The organism is Olivibacter sp. LS-1 (assembly GCF_008245145.1).
In the GTDB taxonomy this organism is placed as follows: domain Bacteria; phylum Bacteroidota; class Bacteroidia; order Sphingobacteriales; family Sphingobacteriaceae; genus Olivibacter; species Olivibacter oleidegradans.
In genome coordinates this window covers 1,556,220-1,578,784 of record NZ_CP041643.1, presented here as the reverse complement: position 1 = coordinate 1,578,784, position 22,565 = coordinate 1,556,220, and the positions used below count along the sequence as shown (strand labels likewise).

At 45.2% G+C, this 22,565-nt stretch carries 13 protein-coding genes; 9 read left to right on the top strand and 4 right to left on the bottom strand.

Going from position 1 to position 22,565, the window contains the following annotated elements; translation table 11 throughout:
• Positions 1-481: 481 nt before the first annotated feature.
• From FKG96_RS06425 to FKG96_RS06415, 3 genes are all read left to right on the top strand, one after another.
• On the top strand, positions 482-3,484 hold the full coding sequence (locus tag FKG96_RS06425; protein WP_130856099.1) for a SusC/RagA family TonB-linked outer membrane protein: 3,003 nt from the start codon (positions 482-484) through the stop codon (positions 3,482-3,484).
• Between the two features lie 15 nt (positions 3,485-3,499).
• Complete coding sequence (locus FKG96_RS06420; protein ID WP_242627190.1) at positions 3,500-5,185, top strand: RagB/SusD family nutrient uptake outer membrane protein; 1,686 nt, start codon at positions 3,500-3,502, stop codon at positions 5,183-5,185.
• A gap of 309 nt (positions 5,186-5,494) precedes the next feature.
• Entirely contained in the window at positions 5,495-5,752 is a 258-nt protein-coding gene (locus FKG96_RS06415; protein WP_130856098.1) for a hypothetical protein, read from the top strand.
• Positions 5,753-5,822: 70 nt separating this feature from the next.
• Here the strand turns inward: FKG96_RS06415 and FKG96_RS06410 are convergent, their stop codons facing one another.
• Positions 5,823-6,674: an ATP-grasp fold amidoligase family protein gene (locus tag FKG96_RS06410; RefSeq protein ID WP_130856097.1), complete on the bottom strand. Its 852-nt coding sequence runs from the start codon at positions 6,672-6,674 to the stop codon at positions 5,823-5,825.
• Positions 6,675-6,989: 315 nt separating this feature from the next.
• Here FKG96_RS06410 and FKG96_RS06405 point away from each other — a divergent pair, with 315 nt between their 5' ends.
• From FKG96_RS06405 to FKG96_RS06380, 6 genes are all read left to right on the top strand, one after another.
• Positions 6,990-7,574 carry an RNA polymerase sigma factor gene (locus FKG96_RS06405; protein WP_013665173.1) on the top strand — a complete coding sequence of 195 codons (585 nt, stop codon included), beginning with the start codon at positions 6,990-6,992 and terminating at the stop codon, positions 7,572-7,574.
• A 225-nt stretch (positions 7,575-7,799) separates the two neighbouring features.
• Positions 7,800-8,642 carry a phosphodiester glycosidase family protein gene (locus tag FKG96_RS06400; RefSeq protein WP_130856096.1) on the top strand — a complete coding sequence of 281 codons (843 nt, stop codon included), beginning with the start codon at positions 7,800-7,802 and terminating at the stop codon, positions 8,640-8,642.
• Between the two features lie 69 nt (positions 8,643-8,711).
• Positions 8,712-9,860 carry a FecR family protein gene (locus FKG96_RS06395; protein ID WP_130856095.1) on the top strand — a complete coding sequence of 383 codons (1,149 nt, stop codon included), beginning with the start codon at positions 8,712-8,714 and terminating at the stop codon, positions 9,858-9,860.
• A gap of 249 nt (positions 9,861-10,109) precedes the next feature.
• The gene (locus FKG96_RS06390; RefSeq protein ID WP_242627189.1) at positions 10,110-13,409 is read left to right on the top strand and encodes a TonB-dependent receptor; all 3,300 of its coding nucleotides are present in this window, start codon (positions 10,110-10,112) and stop codon (positions 13,407-13,409) included.
• Entirely contained in the window at positions 13,409-14,707 is a 1,299-nt protein-coding gene (locus FKG96_RS06385) for a RagB/SusD family nutrient uptake outer membrane protein (RefSeq protein WP_130856093.1), read from the top strand. The genes FKG96_RS06390 and FKG96_RS06385 overlap by 1 nt, the downstream gene beginning before the upstream one ends.
• 19 nt (positions 14,708-14,726) lie before the next feature.
• Complete coding sequence (locus FKG96_RS06380) at positions 14,727-15,641, top strand: phosphodiester glycosidase family protein (protein ID WP_130856092.1); 915 nt, start codon at positions 14,727-14,729, stop codon at positions 15,639-15,641.
• A gap of 238 nt (positions 15,642-15,879) precedes the next feature.
• Here the strand turns inward: FKG96_RS06380 and FKG96_RS06375 are convergent, their stop codons facing one another.
• The 3 genes from FKG96_RS06375 to FKG96_RS06365 form a co-directional block, all read right to left on the bottom strand.
• Positions 15,880-17,451: a DUF4832 domain-containing protein gene (locus FKG96_RS06375; protein ID WP_130856091.1), complete on the bottom strand. Its 1,572-nt coding sequence runs from the start codon at positions 17,449-17,451 to the stop codon at positions 15,880-15,882.
• 89 nt (positions 17,452-17,540) lie between these two features.
• Positions 17,541-19,187, bottom strand: coding sequence for a RagB/SusD family nutrient uptake outer membrane protein (locus FKG96_RS06370; protein ID WP_207303753.1), 1,647 nt, complete (start codon positions 19,185-19,187; stop codon positions 17,541-17,543).
• A gap of 31 nt (positions 19,188-19,218) precedes the next feature.
• On the bottom strand, positions 19,219-22,245 hold the full coding sequence (locus tag FKG96_RS06365) for a TonB-dependent receptor (RefSeq protein ID WP_149105272.1): 3,027 nt from the start codon (positions 22,243-22,245) through the stop codon (positions 19,219-19,221).
• Positions 22,246-22,565 lie beyond the last annotated feature (320 nt).

Below are 22,565 nucleotides of genomic sequence, written 5' to 3'. Positions count from 1 at the left end.
ATTCTTCTTTTGGCACAAGCTTTGATTAGTTATTAGTAAGGTTTAGGTTGATTAAAAATAGAAAAACGTCCAAGCATCCCCAAAAGCTGGGCGTTTTTCATTTTAAGGCAGCGGATCCGGAGGCATTAACCAATCGATATACATAAGGTCCTAACCTCTTCTCATACTGATCGCTAATGTAAAAATGATATGGGAATTTGATTAGAGGCACACCTTATCCTCGGCAAAAAGAAATAATTCGTAATATTGCAAAACATTTGCTAAATCGAATTAGGAACAAAAAGAAACTATTCGTAGCGAATCAACATATGTAAGCTAGCTAACCAAGCTTTTTAGAACGAAATGAAAAACCGACGAATTACCTCATTTGTAACCGACCCTTTAACCGATTTCAAGCATTTTCTATTGCATATTACGAAGAATAACAACTTGGTGCCCATTAGTTAAACATCATTATAAACACAAAACAAATCTTAAATTTATGACAAAACACAGCAAATGGATTGCGCTATGCAGCATTCCCATTCTCAGCTGCGCAGTGGCTAGGGAAAGCCTTTATGCAGCTGCCCGACCGGTTATTCGGTCAGCTTATGAAACATCGCTTCAGCAGCGGACGATCCGTGGAAAGATCACGAATGTAAACGGAACAATGCCACTGATCGGTGCCAGTATTAAAATTAAAGGCATGCAGGGAGGTACATCAACCAATCAAGATGGGCTCTTTGAGCTCGCCTTACCCCAGGTACCGGTAACCCTCGTTATTTCATCGCTTGGTTACATTACCAAAGAAGTTGCTGTTACCGATCAGCAAAATCTAAACATTCAATTACAAGAAGATGCAAACAACTTGGAAGAAGTGGTGGTGGTTGGTTATGGCTCGTTGGATAAACGTGAGCTTACCAGCGCAGTATCCAACTTAAAGCAGCGTGATTTGGTTGCCGGTACGGTATCGCCACTACTGGCCATTCAGGGAAAGGTTCCAGGTCTAAACATCGCTTCCAATAATGGCTCTGATCCGAACGCCAGCGTTTCCATTCAGCTCCGTGGTGTCAATTCGGTCAAGGCCTCACAAGGACCTTTAGTCGTTATTGACGGTGTTCCCGGGGGCGATATCAATTCCGTTGCCAAAGAAGATATTGAATCCATTAACGTACTTCGAGATGCATCGGCTGCTGCAATCTACGGTACACGAGCCTCCGGTGGCGTGATTTTGGTTACTACCAAGCGACCACAACCCGGTAAGGCAACCGTTAACTTTACATCGGAGTATTTTATTGAAAGTGTTCGTAAACGACCCGATGTCCTTTCAGCAGAAGAATACCTTGCCCATGGCCTTGGAGAAGACAATGGCGCTCGTACCGACTGGTATGACGTCATCACAAATAAAAATCCCTTCAGTCACCGCCAAGTGGTAAATGTAAGTGGTGGTTCCGAAAACGCCAATGTATACACCACCTTTTTCAAACGCGACGCCAAAGGTATATCAATTGGTTCGCAACGCGGGGAAATTGGTGGAAGGGTCAATACCAATTTCAAATTCTTCGATGGACGTGCGGAATTGAGCACCAATGCCAGTTACAATCAAGTAGATGCCGATTTCCCCGGGAACAGTGCGCCAGGCAACTTCCGTGATGAAAACAACAGCCTCTATAATATCGCCATTGGCTTAGACCCCACTATCTCACCATACGACCCATCGGATCCCTCTGGCTATAATGTCTTAACCGGAGGCTATAATACCTGGAATCCCTTGGCAGAAGTGATGTTACGTAAAAAACAAAATCAATATCGCTACCTACTGGCCAATGCCACCTTAAAAGTAAACCTGACGGAAGACCTTTATACAACCGCTATGGTGGGTATCAAAAACAACAGCGAACATCCCAGCTTCTTCCGTTCGGCGCAGCACCGTGTCTCGCGTGAACAAAATGTGGATGGCTATGCCAAACAAGAATACAAACGTTGGCAAGACCGTATAGTCGAGTGGACAGTAAACTATAGCAAGCGTTTCGAAAACCATCAGATCACCGCGGTAGCCGGTTACAGTTATCAGGACTTCAACGGACAGGGGTTCTGGGCGGAAAACTCCAACTTTCCGGTTGATGGGCTGGAAGAACACGATATGGGTTCAGGTACCTGGCTGGCTGATGGCCGTGCGGGTTTAGGCTCTTGGAAGGACCCATGGGTTAAACTGGCCGCTTTCTTCGGACGCGTTAATTATTCGTTCAAAGATCGTTATATCATCACAGCCAATCTCCGTCACGAGGGCTCTTCCAAATTCGCTCCCGGAAATCGCTGGGGCACCTTCCCCGGTGTATCGGCAGGTTGGCGACTCAGCGAGGAACCTTTCATGCGTAAGCTTTCTTTTATTGACGACATCAAGATCCGCGCTGGTTACGGTGAAACCGGCAACGAAGGTTTCGGTGCCGAGGTATCAACCCGGATGTATTCGGCCGACACCTGGTGGCCGTTCGCCGGAAACTGGAACCGTACTTTTGGTGTTAAACACAACCAAAACCCGAATATCCGTTGGGAAATCAAAAAAGAATATAATGTCGGAATGGATTTCACCATTCTGAATAATAAATTAAGTGGTCGGTTCGACTACTATAAGCGGGTTATAGACAATCTGATTTATGAAATCAGTGTATCACAACCGCCCGCCATCCATGATAAAACAACCATGAACGTGGGCAGCATGGAAAACCAAGGTTTCGAGTTTGAATTAAATTACAATGTAGTAAACAAGAACGATTGGACTTACACTACTTCCCTTGTGGCCTCTCATAATAAAAGTAACTTGCGCACACTCTGGGGCAGCCAGACCTTTATGGACGATAAAAACTTCCCCGCACCTGGATCTCCGGGTACTGCAGTACGCCTTTATCCCGGTGAAGCGATTGGCCAATTCTATATCTGGCAATTTGCAGGCTTCACCGACGATGGTCAATGGCTGTTATATAACAAAAACAACGAAGTCATTCCGGCAAGTGATAAAAAACTCGATGATAAACGCTTCATCGGCAATGGTATCCCGAAATTACAGTTATCTTGGAATCATGCCATATCCTATAAAAATTGGGACGCCAGCATCTATCTCCGCAGTTGGTTAGGCTATGATGTGTTTAACATGACCAAAATGTACTATGGCATAGCTAATGTGACCGGTAGGAATGTATTGAAAAGCGCTTATGATGAACTTGCCAATGTAAAAGGTGAAAAACAATTGAGCGATTACTGGCTCGAAAACGGAAACTTCCTAAAGGTAGATGCCATTAGTTTGGGTTATACTTTTAATAAAAAATGGATCGGCCCATTTAAAAATATCCGTGTGTATGCAACCGGACGAGATCTCTTCGTTTTCACCAAATACAGCGGTCTTGATCCCGAAATCAATATCAACGGCTTAGCACCCGGATTTGAGGAGCTCGATGTGTACCCACGCACGCGCACCTTTATGTTCGGTTTACAGGCGAGTTTTTAACCTTTAACAAATGCAATGATGAACAAGCTTTTCACATATACCTTATTATCGCTGTTGGTACTGCTAGGCAGTTGCACCAAGCTCGATCAGGAATTTTATAGCCAGGTCACTCCTGAAACCTTTTTCAAGAGTGAAAAGGACATTCTGGCCGCCCTCAACCGTCCGTTTACCCACGCCCGCTGGTATATGGGTGAAGACCGCTGGCAGTTACAGGAACAAACAGCTGACAATTTTGCCATTACAACGAAAGGACCCCACTGGTACAATGGCGGTACGAATGAACGTTTTCATTACCACACGTGGACGCCTGATGAAGGATGGATCTGGGGAACCTGGCGTGGTACATTGATGGGCATCGCCTTGGCGTTGGATGCACGCAGCGATTTGGAGAAGTTGGACTATACCAAATTTGCTTTGACACCGGAAGATCAGACATCCCACGTAAACCAGCTTAATACGCTGATTGCCTATTTCTACTTACGCGGCCTAGACTATTTTGGAGGAATGCCTATCTTCAATAACCTGGAAGGAGAGAGTTTACCGCGCAATACCGATCAGGAGGTCTTCAATCACATTGAACAATTATTAAAAACGGCTATGGAGACTTTGCCCAAGAAGGAAGCCGGACAGAAGGAAGCAGGTGAGTTGAAGCAAGCGGCCGCAGCCATGATGCTAACCCAACTCTATTTTAACGCCGAGGCCTACATTGGTAAACCTATGTACGCCGAAGCCCAGCAACTAGCACAGGCTATTATCGATGGTCAATACGGCTCTTACCAGCTCGATCCGACCTGGTATGGCCCACACAGCTTTAAAAACAATGAATCGCCTGAAATCATCTGGTCCATCCCTTCCGAGTTCAACAAGCTACAGTACGATTGGTTTTACGGCAATTTCTATCATTATAACAGCCGACAATATTTTGATCAGGATATGGGGGCCGACAACGGCACGCATTTAAGCCCGTCCCGGCGCCCCGATTCCAGCTTATATAAAAATGAGTGGAAACTGGGTTCACCATTTGAAAAATTTGATGCAGCTGATCTTCGCAAAAGACCCTACCATTACTTAGGGAGCGGCAATTACGAAGGAATGTTTCTGAACGGGCCGCAACTGAAACCTGATGGCGGTGTAATTGTCGGTACCCAGGAGTATAAAGATAAAGCACTGGTGCTACGCGACCAAGTGGGGCGTTTCAGCGAGGTTGGTCCAGGCAAAAAGTACAGCGGTATTTCTCAGCTTCCTTCTAAAATGTCGGAGGGCGAGGAGAATACCGGTATTCGATTAGTAAAAGTGCCCATTCCCACTTTAGCCGAAAACACCTTGCGTTGGGGAGCGGATAATCCGGTTTTGCGACTGACCGAAGTGTATTATATACTGGCCGAATGCAAATGGCGCAGCGGAGATCTGGCCGGTGCTGCCGAACTCATCAATACCGTACGGAGGCGCAACTTCGAGAACGGGGTGGATCCCAATCCGGTACGTGTCGATAATTTCGATAAATACCGCTTTTTAGATGAGTGGAGTATCGAGTTTCTGGGCGAAGGTCGCAGACGTACAGATCTGATCCGTTGGAATATGTTCACCACCGAAAACTGGTGGGATCATCAAGCCTCGCAATCTGATCACCTGAAACGGTTCCCGGTACCCACACAGGCTATTTCCGGAAACAATAATTTAACCCAAAATCCGGGATATTAATATTTCAGATTTCGAAAACCTTGAAGAGGCTACATAGCCTTTCTTCAAGGTTTTTTCTCGTTATCAGCAGACCGATAAAAACGTAAAAAAAACAATTATTTTTCCAAACATTCATCGTGTACAAGTGTTCACTTTAATGTACATACTTCATATTAGTCTAATTGTTCAGAGCTCTAGTGAAAACTGGAGCTTTTTTCTTTCGAACAAACCAAAAACGTTCTTTTAAAAACATAAAAATTGTTAAATCCATAGGAAAGAGCGAAGCTTGGTATAGCTTTTGTAACTAACTAGTTATCAATACCGCCCCTTATGTGTTTAACGTTAGAATCATTAGGTTTCCTACTGGAAACCGATGTGCAGACTGACTGTACAGGAACTTTTAGATATATTGCATTAGAAAACGATCATATTATTTCCGAAAATCCCATCACAAAGGAACTTGAAGTCAACAACTTACAAGTATACGAATGGGAATCCTTGTCGCTGAAGCATTTAAAAGGTATCTTTCATGGGGAGCCTCTATCAATGGGAAAGGGAGCACCGGAGTTTCATGAAAAAGTGTCATAAACTTTCTAACTCCACACTTAATATCTACGATGCCCGGTGCAAAAGAGCCGGTACTTATCAATCGCCTATATTAAATTTGACCTGGGCAGTGCTCGTCCCAATATAACGTGAACAATTTTTCGGCATATTTGGTGAATCCCCTCCCTAAGCCCGGTGTCGGCGTAAACTCACCGAATACAGGGCCATTTGAAGTCGCGTAAAAGTCTATCCGTACAAATATTCCGTAGAGCTTACTCAGTTTTTTCACTTGCTCAACCATTTCTTCGAAGCATTTTGGTTTGCTTTGTCCGAACTTATAAGGATATGGGTAAGATATAGTTAGTGGCTCCATCGGAATCCAATGTTCGTTAAAAAAAGCACTTGTTCCATCGTGAGGCCCTTGCCGATTGATAACGCTCAAGCCAGCAATTTTTCCATTAAAGCAAAAAAATTTATAATCGGTCGGGATGACATGTTTTCCTGCTTCGTTCGTTAAAAACTCTTCAACTAAAATGCATTGATTGGGTAGCTCTTTTACATTTTTCCTCAGTATAGCAACAATTTCCTGTTCAGAATAATACTTGTTATCAAATAAATTGAATCCATTATCCATTAAAAAGACTCCCGTGCACCCACTCCCGAAAGTAGGACGGATCACATATTGAGCAGGAAGTGAAGCAAAGTCTATGCGTTCAACATCACGGCCTTTCCAATAAAGAGCTGATGTCTTAGCTCCATGTAGTTGTGCAAATTCTTTAGCATTGAGTTTATTACTTAGTCGTCTTTGCCACAAGTTCTCATCACGCCAATCATCAATAGAATTGTTCTTTGTTAACCATAATTTTTTGAGCGGCTCCGCCTCCTGCCATAAAACTTGATGTCTACGTCTGAGTCGGTTTGAGAATTCACCGCTATACAAATGAAGTTTAATGCGACCTAACATAATTTAAACGGTTTATAATTTAGAGTGACTTTTAATTCTGTATCATGTTATAAATATAGCTTGTTTAGTCCTACTGTAAATAGGCAACAAAAGAACAATCGCACGCACGATTTTTCATATTAAAAATACACATTGTCAATCGTCATAAGACACACTTTACACGAAGCCATGGCAAAAACGACCCAACTGTATAGCTAATACTTTCCTACATCTTGAAAAGAAAATTTAAAAAACTTTAAAGTTTTATTAATATTGCCATAACTATAAACTTGATAGCCTTTTGATAATTTTGGCTCCGTTATCTATAGTCTTGCTATGGCGAAGCTGTCTTATAAATCGTATGATGAACATGAATTGATACGGCTCATGCTGCGAGACGACTACGCGGCTTATTTAGAAATCTATGAACGCTACTCCCGGCCACTTTATGCACATGCCTGTAAAAAATTGAACAATCGGGACGAAGTCAAAGATCTGCTGCAAGAGGTCTTCGCGGCACTCTGGCAAAACCGCAGCTCACTAAGCCCCCAGAGCCCCTTAGCCGGCTATCTCTATGCCACCCTGCGATACCGCGTTATTAAATTAATCGCTCATAAAAAAGTGGAATCGGTTTATTTTGAATCCCTCGCAGCGGTGAATACACACGACAATACCACGGCAGACTACCTGGTACGGGAGAAAGAACTCGGCCAATTGATCGAAAACGAAATCGTACGCTTACCCGAAAAAATGCAGGAAGTCTTTCGTATGAGCCGTCAATCCCATCTCTCCCACAAGGAAATTGCCCAGGAACTCGGCCTTTCAGAAACCACCGTAAAAAAACATGTGAACAATGCGCTAAAGGTACTCCGACCCAAATTTGGAACCCTGCTCTCCCTCGCCTATTTCCTCCTTCCTTAGAGCCCGTTTAGAATTTATCTAATCATTTTCTTATGCCCTTTTTGGCTGCACCTGCGTTAAATTTATCGAGATAGGCTTCCTGCTATCCCTGCTAAATTTGCCTTGGTTCACTCAAAAATAGCCTATAACAAATTTTATAATACAAATTTAAACAGGCTCTTAAATTTTTTATTTTCTTTTACGCCCTAAGGCGCTGTTGCAGTACTATCTCTATAAAAACGCGATATGAACAAAAAAACAGCACCTATCCTACTCAGCTTCCTGCTCCTTAGCCAACTTCTCGTCTTCGGACAATCCGCAGATTCCGTTGCCGTACTTAATAAAGAATGGAAAATTATTCCCATCAAAAAAGGCGTCACCTGGAAACAGGGCCATTTTGAAAAACTCTTTGGAAGCCAGCAGGAAATCAACCTCGTGGAGATCGACCTGAAAAAACACCGAAAGAACATCCACCTCGCAGCTGATCCAAAAGAGCTGAAAAAAACCTCCGAATTTGCCACGGAAGCGGGCGCTTTGGTGGCTATCAATGGTGGTTTTTTTGATATGAAAAATGGCGGTTCCTGGGATTATGTAAAGGTGGATAACCACGTGGTAAATACCACCAAAAAGAAAACGGACCGTGCCAATGCGATCCTATTGATCGATAAAAAAGCCATTGAAATACAACCAGATTCAGCCGTAAACTATGAACAGAGCAGTAAACCGAATATCCTCCTATCCGGACCTCTATTAATCCACCGCGGACAGGATGCGGCACTTGCCAACAATCCCTTTAACACCAACCGTCATCCCCGTAGCGCGGTAGCCATTACCCGCAAGAACAAACTAATCTTTCTGGTAGTAGACGGTCGAAACAACCAAGCCGCGGGCATGAATTTGAGCGAATTAACCCAAACGCTACGCTGGTTAGGCGCAAAACATGCGATGAACGTAGATGGCGGAGGAAGCAGCACGCTCTACGTGAAAGGAGCAACGGCAAATGGTGTCGTCAATCATCCCAGTGATAACAAGCAGTTCGACCATGAGGGGCAACGCCCCGTAGCCAACATTATTTACTTGAAAGAATAAAATTAATTTTCTCTTACGCCCAAGGGAAGACTTAAGGTACTATCCCCTAAAAGCAACCCCGCAGTACACATGGAGGAACACGAAGACATTAAGAAACTGTTGAAACGCTACCTCGCCGGCGAATGCACGCCGGAGGAGCGTATGCGGGTGGAACAATGGTATGGGCAATTGGATATCCAAGCAGAAGAACCTGCTAAAGAGCAGGTAGAAGAAGATATAATCGACATAAGAAATCGCTTGAGGAGATCCCCGATTCGGCGAATAGCCCCTTGGTATCGCTATGCCGCAGCCGTTGCCGCTGTGCTGCTACTAACAGTGGGTATGTATTATCAATTTAAGCCATCTGACCGATTTAAAAGTAGTAGCAAAACCGCTACCATAGCAAGTCAACCCGATATCGCACCGGGCAGAAACCGGGCCATCCTTAAGCTAGCCAATGGCAAAGAAATCATATTAGACGGCAGTCCGAATGGGGAAATTGCGCAAGAGGGTACACATGCCATCTTCAAAAATGTGGATGGGGAATTGGTTTATCAACTCGGCGGAGCCAATACAAGCGACGCAACCATACCCCGGTTCAATACCATGCGTACCCCACGGGGCGGGCAATATCATTTAGTGCTGCCTGATGGTACCAAGGTGTGGCTAAATGCGGCTTCCAGCATAACCTACGCCATTAACGGCAACTTGGGAGAGCGACTGGTAAAGTTAGAAGGCGAAGCCTATTTTGAGGTGGCGAAAGATGCGACACGTCCCTTTCGCGTCGAATCCAAAGGGCAAATCGTCGAAGTCTTAGGTACGCAATTTAATATCAACAGCTACCTGGATGAACCGGTGGTGAAAACCACATTAATAGAAGGTTCTGTTCGCGTAGCCGAAACCGCCGAGCACAAGACTGTCATGCTCCGGCCCGGGCAACAGGCAGCGCTCGACCGCCAAAGCCACTTATCCGTAAAACAAGCAGATGTTTCGGATGCGGTAGCTTGGAAGAACGGCAAATTCAGCTTTAACCGGGCAGATATCGGCATGGTGATGCGGCAGCTATCCCGTTGGTATGATGTAGAAGTCGTCTTTAAAGGCAAAAAGCCGGAAATTACCTTATCAGGCGAGGTATACCGCAATACACATGCGTCCAAGGTTTTGGAGATTCTATCCTTCTATAAGCTCAATTGCCGGATCGAGACTGTTAACGGTGTCAAACAAATTATCATTCAATAAAACAAAGAAACCGATGTTAAACAAAAAAATGAACACGATGAAACCGTAAAGATTACCTAGAAAGGCTTCATAAAAAAGCGTCTTCTGATGGCAGTCAGAAGACGCACATGCTTGAGCCAATGATTCGAAGAACTTAAACAAATTAAATTAAACTCAAACCTTACAAAGTTAATGAAATTAGTATTTCATGCAACGGCTACGTCATTACGGTGGCCGCCTCCACGAACATTTAATCAACTGAAATTCATCATGAGATTTCAACTAATTGTCGGTTTACTACTTTCGGTATTTATCCAAGTGAGTGCATCGACTTATGCACAAAATGTGTCGTTGAAAGTAACGAACATGCCCTTAGACCAAGTATTCAAATTGGTCGAAAATCAAACGGAATATGTATTCCTTTACGATGATCCGAGTTTCACTACCGAGAAGGTGAGTTTAAACCTGCAGCAAAGACCCATAGAAGAAGTATTGGAAGCCTGCTTAAAGAACTTACCCATCTCTTATAAAATTGTCGATCGCAATATTCTCTTTAAACGAGATGAAAGGCAAGTCGAACCCAGGAAGCCAAGCCTCCAACCGCAGCCAGTTAGCGGACAGGTAAGGGATACGACAGGCAATCCACTGACGGGGGTCAGCATTATCGTAAAAGGAAGCACACGCGGCGTAACAAGTGATACACAAGGACGTTTTCAGTTACCGGTAAGCACAGGCGATGTGCTGGTTTTTAGTTTGATCGGCTATCAAAAGCAGGAGCTTAAGATGACAGGCCAAAACCAGCTGCAGGTAGTCTTGAAAATCGATTTGTCGGATTTAGAGGAAGTGGTTGTTATTGGTTATGGTCAGCAGAAAAAGCGCGACCTCACAGCGGCAGTATCATCTTTCAAACCGACCGAAGAAAATGCGAGACCTGCATTAAGTCCGGACCAACTGATACAAGGGCGCATGCCCGGCGTCCAGGTGAGCGCCGGTTCCGGTAGCCCGGGTACGGTAAATCGGGTATCCATCCGTGGTATCGGCTCTTTGAGTGCAACGAACGAGCCGCTCTATGTAATCGACGGAATACCCGTCGTGAACCAAAATGCTGCTTTACTGAATTTTGGTGAAAACATGAATCCGCTCGCGCTGTTGAATCCGAGCGACATCGAATCGGTGGAAGTGCTGAAGGATGCAGCCTCGGCAGCCATCTACGGAAGTCGCGCCACCAACGGCGTCATCCTCATTACCACCAAATCAGGCAAGGCCAATCAAACCAAGTTTGGCGTTGACGCTTTTACCGGTGTATCGGTAGTGCCCAATACGGATAAAATGAAAATGGCCGATCCGGATCTATACCTGTCGGTCATCAATGAGGCGATCGACAATTTTAATACACAGTACGATTACACCCCCGGTGCTAAAAATTACATGGAGCGCAAGGAAAACCCCTTTCCGGGCGAACCGGGCACCGATTGGTTTGATCTGATTACACGTCCGGCCCATACCACCAGTTTGTCCTTATCCTTTACCGGTGGTACCGATAAAACCAGCGTATACTTATCCGGCAATTACCTCAGTCAGGAAGGAGCCTTTATCGACCAAAAGTTTACGCGTTATACCGGTAAACTCAATTTAACGCATAAGCTTTATAACTGGCTCGAATTCGGGGCAAACACCAGCTATAGTTATTCCAAGAATAAACGCGTGCCGGGATCGAACCTAGGAACCACCATGATGGGGCGTTCTTTGCTCCAACGTCCCTTCGATCGTCCTTTTAAGCCAAATGGCGAATATTATTTAGGCGGTACCGACGAATTGATCTATCACAATCCTTTCCAGATTATCAATGAGCAAAACGTATCGCTGGATAATTACCGATTTTTGGGATCTTTCTTCGGTACGGCCACCATTACGGATGGACTGAAATTCAAGACCATGCTGGGTACCGATCTAACTTATACCCTCGACAATATTTACTATGCCGAAGACCATCCTTATGGAACGGGCATCGGCGTAAAATACGACAATCGTCGCTTTACACCCAATATCTTATGGGAGAACACCTTGAATTACAATAAAACCTTCGATAAACTTAGTGTGGAAGGATTATTGGGTTACTCCTATCAGCGCCTCAACCTGTCCAGCTCCAACATAGAAGGTAGCGGTTTTCCTTCTCCTTCCTTCCAACAGCTTTCGGTAGCTGCCTCCATTCTTTCGGCAGGGACTAGCTTGACGGAAAGTGCTTTGATGTCGATATTCGGTCGTTCCAATCTATCTTGGGATGATAAATACTTACTGAGCCTATCCTTACGTGCGGACGGTTCGTCCAAGTTCCATCCGGATAAGCGTTGGGGCTACTTCCCATCGGTATCCGCCGGCTGGAATATCTCCAGCGAACCGTTCTGGTCGCTTGCCGGTACAACAGCCAAAATTCGCGGCAGTTATGGTGAAACGGGTAATCAAGATGGTATCAGCAGCTACGCTTACCATGCCCAAATGAGCGGAGGACGCAATTACAATAATCAAAGCGGTATCGGTGTCAGCACTAATGGTAACCGCGATCTGACATGGGAAACGGCCCGACAATATGGAGCTGGCTTTGACCTTGGTTTGCTCGGTGGCAAACTGAATCTGACGGCCGATTATTTTATCAAGAAAACAGATAACTTATTATACAGCAAACCCGAGCCTTCCACTTCCGGGTTTACTTCGATCATCAGCAATATCGGCTCAATGGAAAACAAGGGTTGGGAGTTTTTGCTGAACGCACAGGTCCCGCTAGGACCCGTCCAATGGTCATCCGACTTCAACATCTCCTTTATCAAAAACAAGCTGACCTCCCTGATTGGTGACGAAGCGCTGTTAATCGGCGCTAACATGACCCTGCAGGTCGGGCAGGAAGTAGGTAGCTTCTATATGTATAAACAGCTCGGAATTTACCAGTCGGACCAGGAAGTGCCGGAATCACTCTATAAAAATGGGGTACGTGCGGGCGATGTGATGTATGAAGATTTGGATGGTAACGGAGCCATCAATGTGTCTGACCGACAAATTGTGGGCACTGCCAACCCGGATTTCTACGGTGGATGGAACAACAGTTTCCGCTTTAAGAACTTCGACTTCAACATCTTTTTCACCTATTCTTACGGTAACAAGGTGTATGCAAGTTATCGGGTCAACACCGACCGCTTGGGTAGCGGTTTCATGAACATGACCGAGCGAGTAGCTAATGAGCGTTGGACCGGACCTGGAACCAGCAATACAACCCCGCGTGCCATTTACGGCAATAGTTGGAATACCCAAAATTCTTCCCGCTTCTTAGAGGATGGTTCATACATCCGCTTACGGGCATTAAATTTTGGTTACACCTTGCCAACACAGGTTGCAAATAAAATCGGCATGAAACGACTACGGGTATATGTACAGGGTGATAACCTGCACCTGTGGACCAAATACCGCGGCTTCGATCCGGAAGTAACCAATGACTTCGATCCGCAGTTTATCGGACAGGATAACTTGATCTTACCGCAACTGCGCAGCTTCAATGTTGGTGTTAATATTGGATTTTAATGAAGAAAAAATTAAGCATGTATAAAACAACAGCAATTACCAACATCCTGGCAGTCTTGATGCTGGTATCCTTCTCTTCCTGTACAAAACTCGACTTCTATCCGCAAACTTCAGTAGCACCTGAAACGGTAAACGAGCGCGACATGGATGCCTTGTTAAACGGTATGTATAATGCCGTGCAAAACAATCAAGGAAGAGAATCCTACATTATGTTCGATTTAGTAGGCGGCAACCTGATTAATGCTTCGGGCGGAAGCGAGCTCGCTTTTATCCGTAACATCCTGCGTACCGACTATAATTTGGTCAACAACAACTGGAGTGGCCTATACCAATCGCTGTACCAGGTCAACAACGTCCTCCATATCATGGCCGGTTTGCCGCAATCTGACAAACGCACGCGGATTGAAGGTACCGCCCACTTCTTCCGTGCTTATATCTATTATAATTTGGTAAGCCGATGGGGCGACGTGCCCTTGATCTTGGAAAACACCACTGAACGCGTATCGCGCGATCCTTCGAGCGCTGTGTGGAGCCAGATCGAGGCCGACTTAGCGATAGCCCTGGAAAAAGCACCGGCTTTCGAAGGTGACTATTACTACGTATCGCAGCAAGCAGCAAAGGCTTTGCTAGCTCGCGTCCTGCTCGGACAAAACAAACTGGCAGAAGCGGCCCAAGTGGCAGAAGAGTTGATTGCCTCCGGGAGCTTTTCATTGGATCGGTTCGACAAAATATTCAGGCATACGGAAAACACCGAAGAAATATTCTCCTTTAAAAATCTAACCGAAGAATCGAGCATTACCCTAAGCACTTTATTTTATACTTATGCGCATGACGTAAGCGGCTCATACGTTTATAAACCAACCGATGAAGTGATGAACCTATTTGAGGAGGGCGACAACCGCAAAGACATGAGCATCGCAACGGTGAGTTCACTGAATGTAATCAATAAATACCCCAGCGGCCAAACAGGAACCGACCCCATTCCGGTTATCCGCCTAGGCGAAATGTATTTAATTGCAGCCGAGGGGAAAGGTTTGGCAGGACTGCCGCAGTTAAACGCATTGAGAGCCGCAAGAAACCTCTCGGCCATCAATCCTTCCAACGAGGCCGAATACCAAGCAGCCGTAGCCCTCGAGCGGCGACGGGAGCTACTCGCAGAAGGTTTTCGTTGGTTCGATTTGGTCCGCACGGGTAAAGCCGTGGAGGTGTTGGGTATTGAAGATTATCGAACCAAATTTCCGATACCCGATTACGAGCGTGAGGTGAATCCGAATCTCACACAGAACGAAGGTTACTAACCCATTAACAGCATCAAACATGAAATTGAACATAAAGCAACAGGCACTATGGTTTATTCTCGCCCTTAGCTCCCTCGCAAGTTGCGAAAAAGACGAAAAGGGCACCATCCGGGTGTTGGATCACACACGAAGCGAACTGACCCTTCGCCTGCAAGAAAACAGCACGCTGATTCATCGCGTATATAGCGATACGACCTTAGAATTATACCCGGGCGTGCAGGAGACGGACATTCACTACCAAGATATAAACGGCCATACCATGCGGATATTTATAGTAGAGGCCGACATGAATCAGTCCACTATTCAATTACATCCCTTAACACCCAACGGCGCAACCGCCTATGGCCGTCAATCCGTTCCAGAAATGGTAAAACATGTAGATTCGACATCCAAGGTGCTTTTTGCTTCCAATGCCGACTTCTTCAACGCCACAACAGGCGAGCCGCGTGGCATTGTATACTTATCGGGGCAAGCCATTCGTAGCACCATCCCGGCGGGCTGGACCTTTTTCGGTGTCAGCAAATCAGGTCAATTAATGCTGGGGGATGACAGCGATTATAAAGCACAAAAAGCCGAGATCTTCCATGCACTTGGTGGTCATCAACGCGTAGTAAAAGACGGTGAACCGGTAAGCCACACCGACGCTTCCGTAGAACCTCGTACCGCTGTAGGATTTACGGCAGACAATAAGTTATACTTTATGGTGGTAGACGGAAGGAAATACGACTATTCTTACGGCATCAATTTCACCGATCTAGGCAAGCTCATGCATGCCTTAGGCGTCAAGGAGTCGATCAACCTCGATGGTGGCGGTTCGTCCACCTTTCTCATAAACAATCCATCAAGTACATCATACGAGATCAGAAACCGCCCATCGGACGGAACGCCGCGGGCAGTTGCCAATGGATGGGCTATTGTGGCTACCGGAAATTAGTTGTTGGTTTTTAGTTACCGGTTGTTAGTTGTTGGTTATTAGTTACCGGTTGTTAGTTGTTGGTTATTGGTTATGAGTTGCCGGTTGTGGGTTTTGAGAAGAAACGCTCATAGAAAAAAACCTACTTAACGTTTCAACTACTTAACAACTCAACGTCTCAACGATTTAACAACTTAACGGATTAACGGTAGCCGTTAACCAATTAGCCAATTAACCAATTGGCTAATTGGTTAATTGGCTAATTCACCCGTACATCCAGTAACTTTAACCATCCCTCCGTTGTCACCTCATCGTCAACCGGAAGCTCTATGGCCGGTTTATTCCCTTTGGACGTATCCACTATCGCTACAGCCCAGGCATAAGTGCCGGCGGGCAAATCTACCGTTGGTTTGAAATCATAAGACACCGGATTTCCGATTAACCAATTGGAAGGTTCGCTGTTGGTATCTACAAACACCTTTTTCACCTGGTTATTCCCGTCCAAAAGTGCAAAAGCAACCTTATACTTGTAGTTCCATTGCGGGATATTATTGGGAAAATAACCCCAGCCCATATTTTTCCAACGATGGCTAATAGTTACCTCCGCTCCACGATTGACATTTTCAGGTAGGTATAGCTCATCGGGATATAATCGGTAACCACCTTCAGACACAAAACGCCGGACCAATGTGAAGGCTTTCTCAAACCAGGAAGCGGTTTCCCCACCAACACGAAAATCCATCATGTTGACATGTGCTTCGGCCGATGCGTCAAACTCTCCCTGTCTTACATCTTCGGGATGCCCCTCGCGGTATTTACCACTTGGGTCAATCCAATAGCGGTGTGTGCCCGTGGTAATCCAACCGCCCTCCATAATAATTGGTCGTTTATAATTCCATGTTTTAGCAAACTGCTTTTCCCAGCTTTGATAATAATCAGTCATACCGAAAGCATCGTGCCGCAAGCTGTATCCTTTGTTAATCGCACTCGCTAATAATTTGTCGCTATTCGCATTGGGGGCTCCCCAACTCGCCGGATGCCCAACCAATCGGTGGTAATTAATCACCAAGGGAACCTTGGTAAAGGTTCGCGCGTACAAGTCGGTCACCCAATTAAAAACCTCCTCTTTAAGTCTTTCTGTATTTTCACCCGTAGAAGTCGCAGGATCTTCATAGATCACATTATGCGCCTCTCCCCATTTGCCTAAACCATAAGCATCAATAAATGCCGTACGATCCGGATCGTTAAATTCGGTGGCTAAAGCTTCGATAAACTTGGCATAATATCGTTGGAAAACAGGATCCTGAGGTATGGGGGTTTTCCGATCAGGAAATCGTGCGTTCTCTAAATAATATTTCGCACCGGCGTCGAAGACAAACTGTGGTGTATTGGCGCCCTGATCACGTCCATCTACTACAATACGGAAAGCGATGGGCACACCCCGCTTTTCCGCTCCTTTGATTAATTTTGCAATTCTGGAAGTAGAATCATTCCAGGCATAAACTCCGTCGCTCGGGTTCAGGGATGCCCAGCTGGTACGGACATAACAGGCCGAGGCGTAGTCGATGGCCTTTACTTTTTTACCTAAGTCCGGTACATAAAATTCCGTATCCCAATACGATTCATCGGCGGTACGCGCCGCGTACATCACCCAACCATTTAAGGGATTGCGCAACACCGAACTGTCGTTATAGCTAGGTTGTACAAGCGTATTGTCTCCATGATCGCTTGTTGCATAATTAGTAATTTCTTTCGAGCAGCCAAATGACTGAAAACCGAGAATCAGCATCAACGCAGATTTGATGACCGTCTTACCATCTAATTTTGTCATAATTTTTACTTAAAGATTTATATTAAATTGATTTATGGAAATAGCATATTTACGAATCGTCATAAGTGTGTATCATTCGCTATCCGCGTCTATTGGCCATATCCGGGATTCTGTGGGAATTCAGCATCACGGTTCGCATCGATAATCACCTGTGGTATCGGCCACAGCGCATGATAATCCTGTATTTTACCTTTGATGGCATTGTTGTACATCCTTACGCGGTCAACCAGCTTCTTGGTACGCACCAAGGTAAATCGTCTACTTTCCTCTCCTACTAATTCCCGGATACGCTCATCCAACAGAAAGTCCATCGTCATCGCACCGGCGTCGATTAAAGACGCCCCCGCACGTGCCCGTATTACATTGACCGCCTCGGCTGCTTTGGCCGGGTTATTTTGCCCTAGGTAAGCTTCTGCAAGCAACAAGTAGGTTTCCGCTAAACGAAATTTCATGCGGTCTTTATAACTGCCGGTGAGGCTTAGGTTCTCAGCCCGGCCATAGAAAAACTTCGTTACCGCAGGGAATAAGGACTTGGTTGTGAACCAGGTTTGTTCCGTGATAGTCGCTTTTTTACCGTACAAGGAGGCCTCATTTACGTTGTTATAATACCAATTGCGTTTAATATTATAGTTCGAGTTGCGTATGTCTGTTGCATCAAAAATACCGGCAACATTACCTGTAGCATTGGTTCCTTGAGTGCCTACCCACCATTTCATCGGAACGATTTGCGCCAGGCCACGTCCACCTAAGGTGTCGGCCAGCACAAAACCTAACACATCCTGATACTTGGGATTCCACGCCCTGCGTGTCCAATCATCCGAGTTGGTGCCCCCACCTACCGTGTTAAATTCAAACTGCAATACCCAGATGCTTTCCCGGTTGCCACTTGATTGCCTATTTTGATTATTTTCGATAAACAGGTCGCTAAATACATCCCCGGCCGTATTTTGTTTGGCTCCGAAACGATTTTTCATCAACTCATAGCGTCCGCTATTAATAACGGCTAAGGCAGCTTGTTCAGCCAGTTGGTATTCGCCCTGTAATAGGTACATTTCACTCAATAAGTGATAAGCCGCCCATTTCGTCAATTTACCATCTTTAACCTGATCCGGATTTTCCGGAAGATGTTCCGCTGCAAATTGCAGGTCAGCCACAATATGCTCCAGCACTTCAGCTTTGGGTGTCCGGGTAAAATTCAGCTGAAAATCATATAAAATAGTTTCTACATACGGTACATCTCCATAGAGGTACACCAGCGTACGGTAAGCGTAAGCGCGAAAGAATCGGGCCTCAGCCTGAAAACGTGCTTTATCCGTCGGCGCATCCCAGTTTGTGTTTTGATCCGCATATACCAGTATTTCATTTGCCGAAGAGATCAGGTGATAAGCCCAATTCCAATAGGTTGTTACAAACTGCTGGGAGGGCGTCAAGGTCAGGTTAGCAAAAGGCATCAACGAAGCGTCGCTGTTGATGACATCCACAATATCCGTTGCCGCCTGCAAGGCTTCATACGGACAAGCACCATTGTGGATATAAGCGCCCCCTTCTCCATAGGTATTATACTCCGAACGGGTCAATGCATATAGTCCCGCACTGCCCACCTCAAAGCCATACGTACCGGTAAAGGTGTTAGTAGGTGCCAGCTCTGTCTTCAAGTCTTCTTCAAGAAAATCTTTACACCCATTCAGGGAAATGAGTGTTATAAAAGCTAAGCTTATTTTTATAAAAGTCTTCATTTGCATATGTTTAATTCCGTATTCCTATTGATTAGAAAGTTAAATTCAGTCCGAGCATATACGACCGAGCCATCGGAAAAGAGGCCATCCAACTGTTATCGTAATTGAGCACCTGTCTGATATTCGAGAAGGTATGTAGGTTATTGACACTCACATTCACATCAATGGCGTTTAAGCCCACCTTACGAGCGGTTTTTTGCCCGATCCGGTAACCGAACGTCATGTTCTTAATCTCTACATAGGAAACCTTTTTATAATAGCCATGCCCAAAGCTATTGGTATAGCCCGGAGAAACGATGCCGGCTGTTGGGTTTTCAGGTGTCCAATAATTGGCACCATGTACATAATTGGTTATTCCAAAAGTCCACGAGCCAAAATTAGCCAGGTTATCATCGCGCCAAACACCAAACACACCGTTTATCAGACATGAAAAGTAAAAATTCTTGTAGTTTATCCGATTACCTATTGAACCGGTGAAGCTTGGCATTTTGGATCCGATAATTTTCCGATCATTCGCGTCAATGTATCCATTACCATCTACGTCCTCCAACCTGGCAGATCCCGGCTCCGCACCCGTCTGGATTTCGCGCTCCTTTCCGTTCGCGTCGGTGAAAGAATACGTATCACCTGCTTGCCAGATTCCCACCATGTTGTAATCATAAAAAACCCGTAAAGGTTTATCGATAAACCAGTTATTGGCAATATCATCTAAATGGTCGCCCCGTAGTTCAACGATTTTATCGCGGTTTAGCGAAAAATTAACATTAGAACTCCATTGAAAATCTTTTTTTTCGATATTCACCGAGTTCAAAGCTATTTCAATTCCTTTATTGCGGGTTTCCCCTACATTGTCCCAGATTCGGTTATAACCATTCATAATTGGCACCGTCCGCATCATCAGCAAGTCTTTGGTTTTAGATCGGTAGAGGTTAATAGTGCCCCCTAGGCGATTGTTAAATAACTGAAAATCCAGACCGATATTAGCCGTATAAGTCGTTTCCCATTTCAGGTTCGGGTTACCAATCCCATCACCCGCCAGATACGCCGTATTCACCGCCGTACCACCATCGCCCCAGATGTATTTCACGTTCGAATAAAGGCGATCCAGCGTTCGATAAGCCGTGATTGCCTGATTCCCATTAGCTCCATAAGAAGCCCGCAATTTTAACATGCTCACCCAATCAAGATTGTCCTTTATGAAATGCTCTTCGCCCATATGCCATGCCAGGGCAGCAGAAGGAAAAAAAGCGTATTTATTATTCACGCCGAAGACCGAGGCACCATCGGAGCGGCCCGTTAAGGTGGCCATATATTTACCTTTATAGGCGTAATTCAGTCGGAACATATACGACAACATTGCTGTTTCAGACAACCCGGACGACATGGTTATATTGCGTTCGGCGGTATTCATCATATAATAGCTCGTATTGTCAGTCACGAATCCATCCCCACTCTGGGCAGCGCTGATGCTTTTATTCTCCTGTATACTAAACAGCGCGGTTGCGTCAAAACGATGATTATTGATTTCGCGTTCATATTTGAGCAGATTCTCCCAAGTATAATTGGTTGTATGCCCATTGCTAATACGGGCGCTTCCACCCACTTGTCCCGCTTGCTCCCTCCCGATAAAGGTATTACGTCCATAATAGGTGCCTGTAAAATTGCTTCGGTAATTGTATCCGTAATTGGAACGGAATGACAAACCCTCTATCGGTAAACGAATATTCGCATAGGCACTGAGGAAAAAATTCCGATTCGTTCGGTCTTGATCCGCATTTACGTTGAGCATGGGGTTGGTGATCAGTGAATACTCCATCGGCTCGTACACATAATTACCCGCGTCATCTTTGTATTTTCCGTAAGGGCTCTGCTTGATAGCATGTTCGATATTCGGCGTAACACCACCATCCTCTCTTTGTACAAACTGAACACCTATGCCGGTTGTCAACCAATCGTTGAACGTTTGGTCGATATTTGTAGAGAGGTTATAGCGCGTAAGTTTTGAATTATAAACTACACCTTCCTGACTCAGGTAAGCTGCCGCGGCCATGTACTTCGTTTTTTCTGTTCCACCCGATATGCTGAGCTGGTGATCAGTGGTCAGTGCCTTCCGGAAAATGTAATCCTGCCAATCGTGAGTAATGCCTTTGATGTAGTTCTCCCGCTCCGTAAGACTGATGATATTTCCGCTCACCGGATCGAGCAGCTCGCCGGTATAACCCTCTCTTAAACGACCGATATCCTGTTGCAGTTTGATGTATTCCTCCGGCCCCATCACGTCAATCCGTTGCATCGGTTCGGCCATTCCAAGCTGCGCTCGGTAAGCCACTTGCGGCTTTCCTTCCATACCTCTTTTAGTCTGAATCAGTATAACTCCATTAGAGCCCCTCGACCCATAAATTGCCACCGCCGAGGCATCCTTTAATACCGTCAGGTTTTCAATGTTATTGGGATCGAGATCCGTTAAGGAGCCACTATAGGGAATTCCATCCAGTACAATTAAAGGCGAATTACTTGCTGATAGTGAATTCTCTCCGCGGATGAGCAGCGTTTGGTCTTGCCCCGGTGCAGCATTGGTGGTGGTAATGCTAAACCCGGCTACCTGCCCCACCAATCGGTCCATTAAATTGTTGGTAGAAACCATTTCCAATTGTTCCTTGCCAACCACTGAAAGACCGCCCGTCACGTCTTTCTTCTTCATGCTGCCATAGCCCACCACCACCACTTCATTAAGTTGCTGCTCGCCCGCCATCGTTATATTCATTATGCCGGACGGATTTACTGCCACTTCTTGGTTGATATAGCCGATATAAGAGAAAATCAGCGTGGAGGATGGCGAAGCTTGAAGCCTATAGTTTCCATCTGTATCCGTTACGGTGCCTGTACGCTGGTCTTTAACCCGAACGGAAACACCTACAAGGGCTTCACCGCTTTCATCAACCACTTGTCCTGTAATTTTAATCAGTTGTTGTTGCGAATAGAGAGGCGTACCTGACAGCAAAAAGAGAGCAAGTATCGCCCAGAAGCCTTTCAGCTTGATGCGATTTTTTTTAATCATGTAAATTTAGATTTAGAAAAGGTTAACGTTAAAAAAGCAGTTACTTCTTATGTCATCCTATATATTTAGGTACGTGATGACCGTTTATTTTGTTGGATATTATTTTCTATAGGCAAATAGATTTTATGGTTAAACTTAATTTACTATCGGCACCTGTTTAGGTACTACGATAATTGGCTTACGCTGCAAAACTAAGCGAAGCCCTTAATAGGGATGGTATTGATTTGTACGGAAATGGTTCTATTTTGTACGGGGCAGTTTTAAGTTTTAAGTTTTAGGTTTTAAGTGGGGCTTGTGCTACATTCTCCACAAAATTCATC